This is a genomic window from Corallococcus sp. 4LFB (genome assembly GCF_046520365.1).
Classification (GTDB): domain Bacteria; phylum Myxococcota; class Myxococcia; order Myxococcales; family Myxococcaceae; genus Corallococcus; species Corallococcus caeni.
Genome location: NZ_JBKGHJ010000514.1, coordinates 1 through 5,593 on the forward strand (window position 1 = coordinate 1; position 5,593 = coordinate 5,593).

The window sequence follows — 5,593 nt, forward strand, 5'->3', positions numbered from 1 at the left end:
CGTTCCTGGCGCGCTACCCCACGCCCGCCGCCTGCGAGGGCGCCGCCCGCAGGCTCCAGGCGTCCTCGCGCGACGACGCGTGGCTGGCCCTGAAGGTGTGCGCGGAGGCCCCCGGCTTCACGCAGCTGGGCGCGGTGCTGGGCAGCGCGTGGACGGAGGACCTGCGCGTGCGTCCGGACGCCGCCAACCTCATCGCCCGCGTGGTGGCCCAGCGCGGCGGCAGCGTGGACGGCGAGCTGCGCCTGCTCCACGCGCGCAAGGTGCCCATCTTCTCGCTCGCGTCCGCCATCGCCCAGCCGGACACCTACCGGGGCCGCTACGTGCTCCTGCGCGCGCAGGTGGCCGACCAGCGCTCGGAAGAGGAGCGCCCCACGCTGTGGCTGGTGGAGCAGGGCCTGCAGTCCGTGGGCTCCCGCCGCGAGGTCGGCGTCGCCTACAACACCGACACCGTGGTGGAGACGTCCGGCGACCTGGGCGGCCGCACGGCGCTCACCGGCGAGGGCCGCGTGGGCGGCTCCATCTTCACGCGCGAGAGCACCACCCAGTCCGCCTCCGAGCGCACCTACGACAACCTCTCCGAGGAGACCGGCCGCGAGGCCCTGGGCCGCCTGGCCGCGCCGGACCCCTTCCTGGAGACCCGCCGCGACTACGTCATCCTCGCGCGCTTCGACGGCCTGCGCGTCACCTCCGGCATGACCACCGACGACGAGGACGAGGCCCCGAGGATCCCCGTGCTCACCATCGTCAGCTACCACCTGCCGCAGGCGCTCGCCGTCTACTGACGAACCGCCGCGTCCGTCAGCGCTTCACCGGCGCCGCCGCCGCGGTCAGGTCCCGCGACGGCGTGCCGGAGTAGATCTCCACGTCGGCGGCCACGAACGTCCCCAGCCGCTCGCCGTAGGTGGTGTGCACCAGCACGCCCGGGCGCAGCTGGGCCCGGGCCACGCGCTTGCCGTCGCGCAGGATGCGCGTGGACGGCGCCACCTCGAACGGCCGCTCCACGCCGTCGTCGTCGAGCACCGTGAAGCTCCGCGTGCCGGAGAGCGTCACCGTGCCGTAGAAGTCCGGGGCCTCCTCGGCCACCGCCTCCGCCACGCTCCCGCTCCCGCCGGTGCCTTCGTCCGGCAGCGCCTCCGAGCGGGGCTGGAACACCGCGAGCGCCGGCACCCTGCCGCTCTCCGCGACGGCCGTCCCGTCCCGTGACTGGCAGGCGCTCCCTCCCAGCACGAGCCCTCCCAAGAGCCCTCCAGCGAACAGCCACCTCCCCCAGCCCTGGCGCATGGCACCCACCTCGCGTGCGTTGGTGCTCCCAAGATGGGGCGGAAACCCCGCGCGACAACCACCCCCGGCAGGGAGGTCCACCCCAGTGTCACCCGGGCCACGGCGGCCGTGACTCCCGGTGGAGGCAAAGGGCCGCTGTCAGTCCGGACCGGACACCAGCCCGTGCTTGCGCAAGAGCTTCCGCAGGTAGACGCGGTCGATGCCCGCCTCGCGCGAGGCCTTGGAGACGTTGCCGCCGCACCGCTCCAGCAGCGTGCGGAGGTAGTCGCGCTCGAAGCCCTCGATGAGGCGCTCCTTCGCTTCCTTGAAGGGCAGCTCCAGCGCCAGCGACAGCGTGTCCTCCGGGCCCAGGTCCGGTGGCAGGGCAGGGCGCGCGGGCGGCGTGTCCGGCAGGTCCGGCAGCGCGGACTCGCCCAGGCTCACCACCCGGTCCACCACGTTGCGCAGCTCGCGCACGTTGCCCGGCCACGGGTACTGGGCCAGCAGGGCGCGCGTCTGGTCCGACAGGGCGCTGGGCGGCTTGCCCATGCGCTCCAGCACGGTGTCGATGAGCAGCGGGATGTCCTCCGGCCGCTCGCGCAGGGGCGGCAGCGTCGCGCGCAGCACCGCGAGCCGGTGGAACAAATCTCCCCGGAAGCGGCCCGCCTTCACCGCGCCTCCAGGTCCTGGTGCGTGGCCGCCACCACCCGCACGTTCACGGAGCGGTAGTCGTTGGCGCCCACCCGCTTCACCTGCCGGCGCTCCAGCGCGCGCAGCAGCCGGGGCTGCACCTCCAGGGGCAGCTCGCCCACCTCGTCCAGGAAGAGGGTGCCCCCGTGCGCGCGCTCGAAGGCGCCCGCCCGGTCCGCCTGCGCGCCGGTGAAGGCGCCCTTCACGTGGCCGAACAGCTCCGACTCCAGCAGCTGCGGCGCCACGCCCGCCAGGTCCACGATGACGAAGGGCCCCTTGGAGCGCGCACCGTGCAGGTGCAGCCCTTCCGCGCACAGCTCCTTGCCGGTGCCCGTCTCGCCCTGGATGAGCACGTCGGACTCGCCCTGGGCCACGCGCTCCAGCAGCGTGAACACCTCGCGCATCCGCCGGCTCTGGCCCACCAGGTTGCCGAACCGCTCCCGGTTGGACAGGGGCAGGGTGTGCGCCTTCTCTGACTCCGGAACGAGCTTCAGCTCCGTGGTGCCCAGCGTCAGCACCGCGCCGGGGCGCACCTCCAGGGTGGTGAAGCGCATGCCCTCGCAGAACGAGCCGTTGCGCGAGCCCACGTCCACCGCCTGGATGCCGTCCTCGCGCACGTCCAAGAGCAGGTGGCTGCGCGACACCGCCCGGTCCGCGATGACCACGTCCGAGCCCGCGTCCGCGCCCACCCGGTAGCGGCCGGGGGTCAGCGGGTAGCTCTGGCCGGCGTCCGGGCCGGACAGCACCACCAGCCGCACCCGCACCCGCGCCGAGCGCATCGCCGGCAGGGCGTCCGTGCGAAGCTGCCGGTCCTCCTCCCCGCTGTCGTCCCCGAAGCGCGCCACGGCGCGGACCATAACATAGGGAAATGGAAAGGCCCGGCCTCCCCGCACGCTCCGGAAGAGAGCGTGGGCGGAAGAGGTCGGGCCCGGGATGCGACCAGCAACCGCGCCGCCGTCAGGCCGGCGGGGCCGGCGGCTTCGCGTGCTTGTAGAACAGCACCAGCGTGTAGCAGTGGAACTCGTTGTCGGAGGACTGACACACGACCCGGTCCACGATCTCCAGGTCCGCGTTGCTCTTGATCCAACGGGTGACGTTCTCACCCAACTCTTCCCGCTCCTTGGCCTTCGTCGCGGAGAAGACCTTCACGCCCGTGAACATCGCCTGCCACTCCTTGTGCGGTGGTGAGAAAAGGCTTGACCGGGGGTTATCGCACACGCCTTTTCAGGGTGTCAAAAATGCTGCGCTCCAAAAGTCGTGATCCGCGGGGGAGCGGGGGAGCCGGGGGAGCGGGACGGGGGTGGGGGTTTGCAGGTGCACCTGCATGCATAGGTTCACCCGGTCGCACCCGGTTCTTGGATTGGGGCGGGGGCCCGGAGCCATTTCCGGCTTCAGGGCCAGGGCGGAAAGAGGGGGCAGGACCGTGGACATGAAGACGAAGAAGGACCTGGCGGTCGATTTCATCAACACCATCCGCACCATGGAGCCGAGTGCGCTCAACGCCCTCATCGTGAAGGAGGCGGGCGAGGAGCTGGCGCAGTTCTTCCTGAACTACAGCGCGAACCTCATCTCCAAGGACCCTTCGCGGGTGCTGGAGAACACCTCCTCGCTGATGCTGATGGGCTACCTCATCCGCACGTACGAGGAGAAGAACAGCCAGGCCAAGCAGGGCAACTTCCAGTCCTACGCGTACGCCTGAGCGGTGCGTGCGCGCGGGCTCGACAGGCCCCGGGAGGCCTGTTAGGCACGCGTCGCCCATGCTCATCGACCTACACGCCCATTCCCATCTGTCCAAGGGGTGCGAACTGGAGCCGCGCGCCGTGCTGGAGCGGGCGGCGATGTTCGGCCTGGACGCGGTGGCGTTCACGGAGACCAACACCCAGGACGGCTGCGACGAGCTCTTCGAGATCGGCGCCAAGTCCAAGGTGAAGGTCTTCGTAGGCCTGGAGCTGGTGACGGACCGGGGCCAGTACCTGTGCTTCTTCCCGAAGCCGGAGCTGGCGCCAGAGCCCGTGCAGATGTGGGGCAGCAACCGGGAGAAGCCCTGGAGCGCCGCCGAGTGCCTGCCCAAGGTGAAGGCGCTGGGCGCGGCCATCGTCGCGGCCCGCCCCTTCGACCGCGACGTGCCCAACCCCGCCATGGACTACGTGCGCTCGCTGTCGGGCGTGCTGTGCGCCGTGGAGGGCTACAACGCCAAGGTGAAGCAGACCGCGAACGACCTGGCCGTGGAGGCCGCGGACGCGCTCAAGCTGCCCTGCGTGGGCGGCAGCGACGCGCGCGGCTCCCTGGACGAGATGGGCCGCGGCGCCACCTTCTTCAAGCGCGACGTGCTCACCCAGGCGCAGCTGGTGGAGGAGCTGCTCAAGGGCGACTACTGGCCGGTGATGGCCGGTGAGCTGCCCCGCCTCACCCGGCCGGGCGAGGCCCAGGCCCAGCGCAAGGGCGGGGGCGGCGGCAAGAAGCACCACCGCCGCGGCGGCCGGCGCTAGACGCCTACGGGAGGCCTCAAGGCAGGACCGGCTTGCCCGCCTCCTCCGCGCGCACCAGCCTCCCGTCGGTGAGGAACGCCTTGCGGCGCTCCCCCGTGTAGCGCCACTCCTCGTGCTTCGCGGTGCCCTCCAGCGTGCGGCGGATGGACTCCGGAGGCCCCCAGGCCATGCGCACCGCGTCCGCGGGCATGTCCGCCACCAGCGTCTTGGTGCGCACCGCCTCCCGCACCGCCGCGCTGAAGCCGTCCAGCTGCGCCTTGGGCGAGTGGGGTGACAGCGTGTTCTCCAGCTCCGCGCGGAAGGCGTCCGGCCGGTCGAGGTTGGGCGGCAGCACCAGCACCACCTGCTCCCCCGCGGGCGCGCCCTCCACCGTCACGTACACCCACGGCCAGGTGCGCGGGGAGTAGAGGACGCGCTCGGTGACGGCCCACGCGGTGGGGAACTCCACCTTGTTGATGCGCACGCGCGAGCCGGCGGGGAGGACGGCCTGGATGGGGCCGGGGTTGATGGGCTTGCCCTGGGTGTCGTCCACCAGGCGCACGTCCTCCGGCGGGTAGGGCGTGAGCAGCCGCTTGGACGCGTCCCCGAAGAAGGGCGTCAGGTAGGCGGAGACGCGCAGGTACTGCTCCGCGTCCGGGCCGGTGAGGGTCCGGTCCAGCGAGGCGCGATCCTCGGGGGACATGCGGGTGGCGGACGCGCAGCCGGCGGAGAGCCCAGCCAGCAGCGGCACCAGGAGGAGGGACGACAGCGAGCGGAAGGGGGAACGCGGCATGGCACCTGGAGGCACGCGGGGAGGAACGCGCGCGCTGAGGTGTCTGCTTAGCCTAGCGGATGGCCTGCGTCAGCGCTGGCGTGTCCGCCGCCGCGAGCTTGCCGTTGCGGCAGCCACGCTGCGGAGGGCACACGGGGCCACGGCCATGCGGGTCCGCGACCAGCAGGAATCGCCCCTGCCCCCGCGCATCCGTCAGCTCCGGATGGCCGCACAGCGCGCAGTGGCGGGGGGGACGCTTCGAGGGAGGAAAGGGCACGCGTCAAGTGTGCGGCCTCCCCGCGCCCCCAGCGAATTTTCAGCCGGGGGCGGTGGGGCGTGCGCGCTACGACTTGTCGCCGGACGCGGTGCTCGGCGCGGCCGCGGGAGCGCTGGCCGCCGGGCT

Annotated in this window: 7 protein-coding genes and 1 pseudogene; 3 read left to right on the forward strand and 5 right to left on the reverse strand. The window is 72.3% G+C overall.

Annotated features, from left to right (window positions below; translation table 11 throughout):
• The coding region (locus ACLEQD_RS35580) for a hypothetical protein (RefSeq protein WP_410390252.1) at positions 1–782 on the forward strand (782 nt) is incomplete at its 5' end.
• Between the two features lie 16 nt (positions 783–798).
• Here the strand turns inward: ACLEQD_RS35580 and ACLEQD_RS35585 are convergent.
• The 3 genes and pseudogenes from ACLEQD_RS35585 to ACLEQD_RS35595 form a co-directional block, all read right to left on the reverse strand.
• Positions 799–1,281, reverse strand: a complete 483-nt coding sequence (locus ACLEQD_RS35585; RefSeq protein WP_410390254.1) for a hypothetical protein — start codon at positions 1,279–1,281, stop codon at positions 799–801.
• 138 nt (positions 1,282–1,419) lie between these two features.
• Positions 1,420–2,807: pseudogene (locus tag ACLEQD_RS35590) on the reverse strand (sigma 54-interacting transcriptional regulator).
• A 100-nt stretch (positions 2,808–2,907) separates the two neighbouring features.
• Positions 2,908–3,111 carry a hypothetical protein gene (locus ACLEQD_RS35595; RefSeq protein WP_120527132.1) on the reverse strand — a complete coding sequence of 68 codons (204 nt, stop codon included), beginning with the start codon at positions 3,109–3,111 and terminating at the stop codon, positions 2,908–2,910.
• A gap of 262 nt (positions 3,112–3,373) precedes the next feature.
• On the opposite strand from ACLEQD_RS35595, the gene ACLEQD_RS35600 reads away from it, so the two are divergent.
• A complete protein-coding gene (locus ACLEQD_RS35600; RefSeq protein ID WP_043321624.1) occupies positions 3,374–3,649 on the forward strand; it encodes a hypothetical protein in 276 nt (91 codons plus the stop codon).
• A 58-nt stretch (positions 3,650–3,707) separates the two neighbouring features.
• Positions 3,708–4,439, forward strand: a complete 732-nt coding sequence (locus ACLEQD_RS35605; RefSeq protein ID WP_410390257.1) for a PHP-associated domain-containing protein — start codon at positions 3,708–3,710, stop codon at positions 4,437–4,439.
• Between the two features lie 16 nt (positions 4,440–4,455).
• On the opposite strand, the gene ACLEQD_RS35610 is transcribed toward ACLEQD_RS35605, so the two are convergent.
• On the reverse strand, positions 4,456–5,211 hold the full coding sequence (locus tag ACLEQD_RS35610) for a hypothetical protein (protein ID WP_410390259.1): 756 nt from the start codon (positions 5,209–5,211) through the stop codon (positions 4,456–4,458).
• 52 nt (positions 5,212–5,263) lie between these two features.
• Positions 5,264–5,467 (reverse strand): hypothetical protein, encoded by a 204-nt coding sequence (locus ACLEQD_RS35615; protein WP_120560645.1) that lies wholly within the window; start codon positions 5,465–5,467, stop codon positions 5,264–5,266.
• Between the last annotated feature and the right edge of the window lie 126 nt (positions 5,468–5,593).

Excerpts from the sequence above, each read along its gene's own strand:
- ACLEQD_RS35585 (WP_410390254.1), bottom strand. The coding sequence starts at position 1,281 with ATGCGCCAGGGCTGGGGGAGGTGGCTGTTCGCTGGAGGGCTCTTGGGA.
- ACLEQD_RS35595 (WP_120527132.1), bottom strand. The coding sequence starts at position 3,111 with ATGTTCACGGGCGTGAAGGTCTTCTCCGCGACGAAGGCCAAGGAGCGG.
- ACLEQD_RS35605 (WP_410390257.1), top strand. The coding sequence starts at position 3,708 with ATGCTCATCGACCTACACGCCCATTCCCATCTGTCCAAGGGGTGCGAA.
- ACLEQD_RS35610 (WP_410390259.1), bottom strand. The coding sequence starts at position 5,211 with ATGCCGCGTTCCCCCTTCCGCTCGCTGTCGTCCCTCCTCCTGGTGCCG.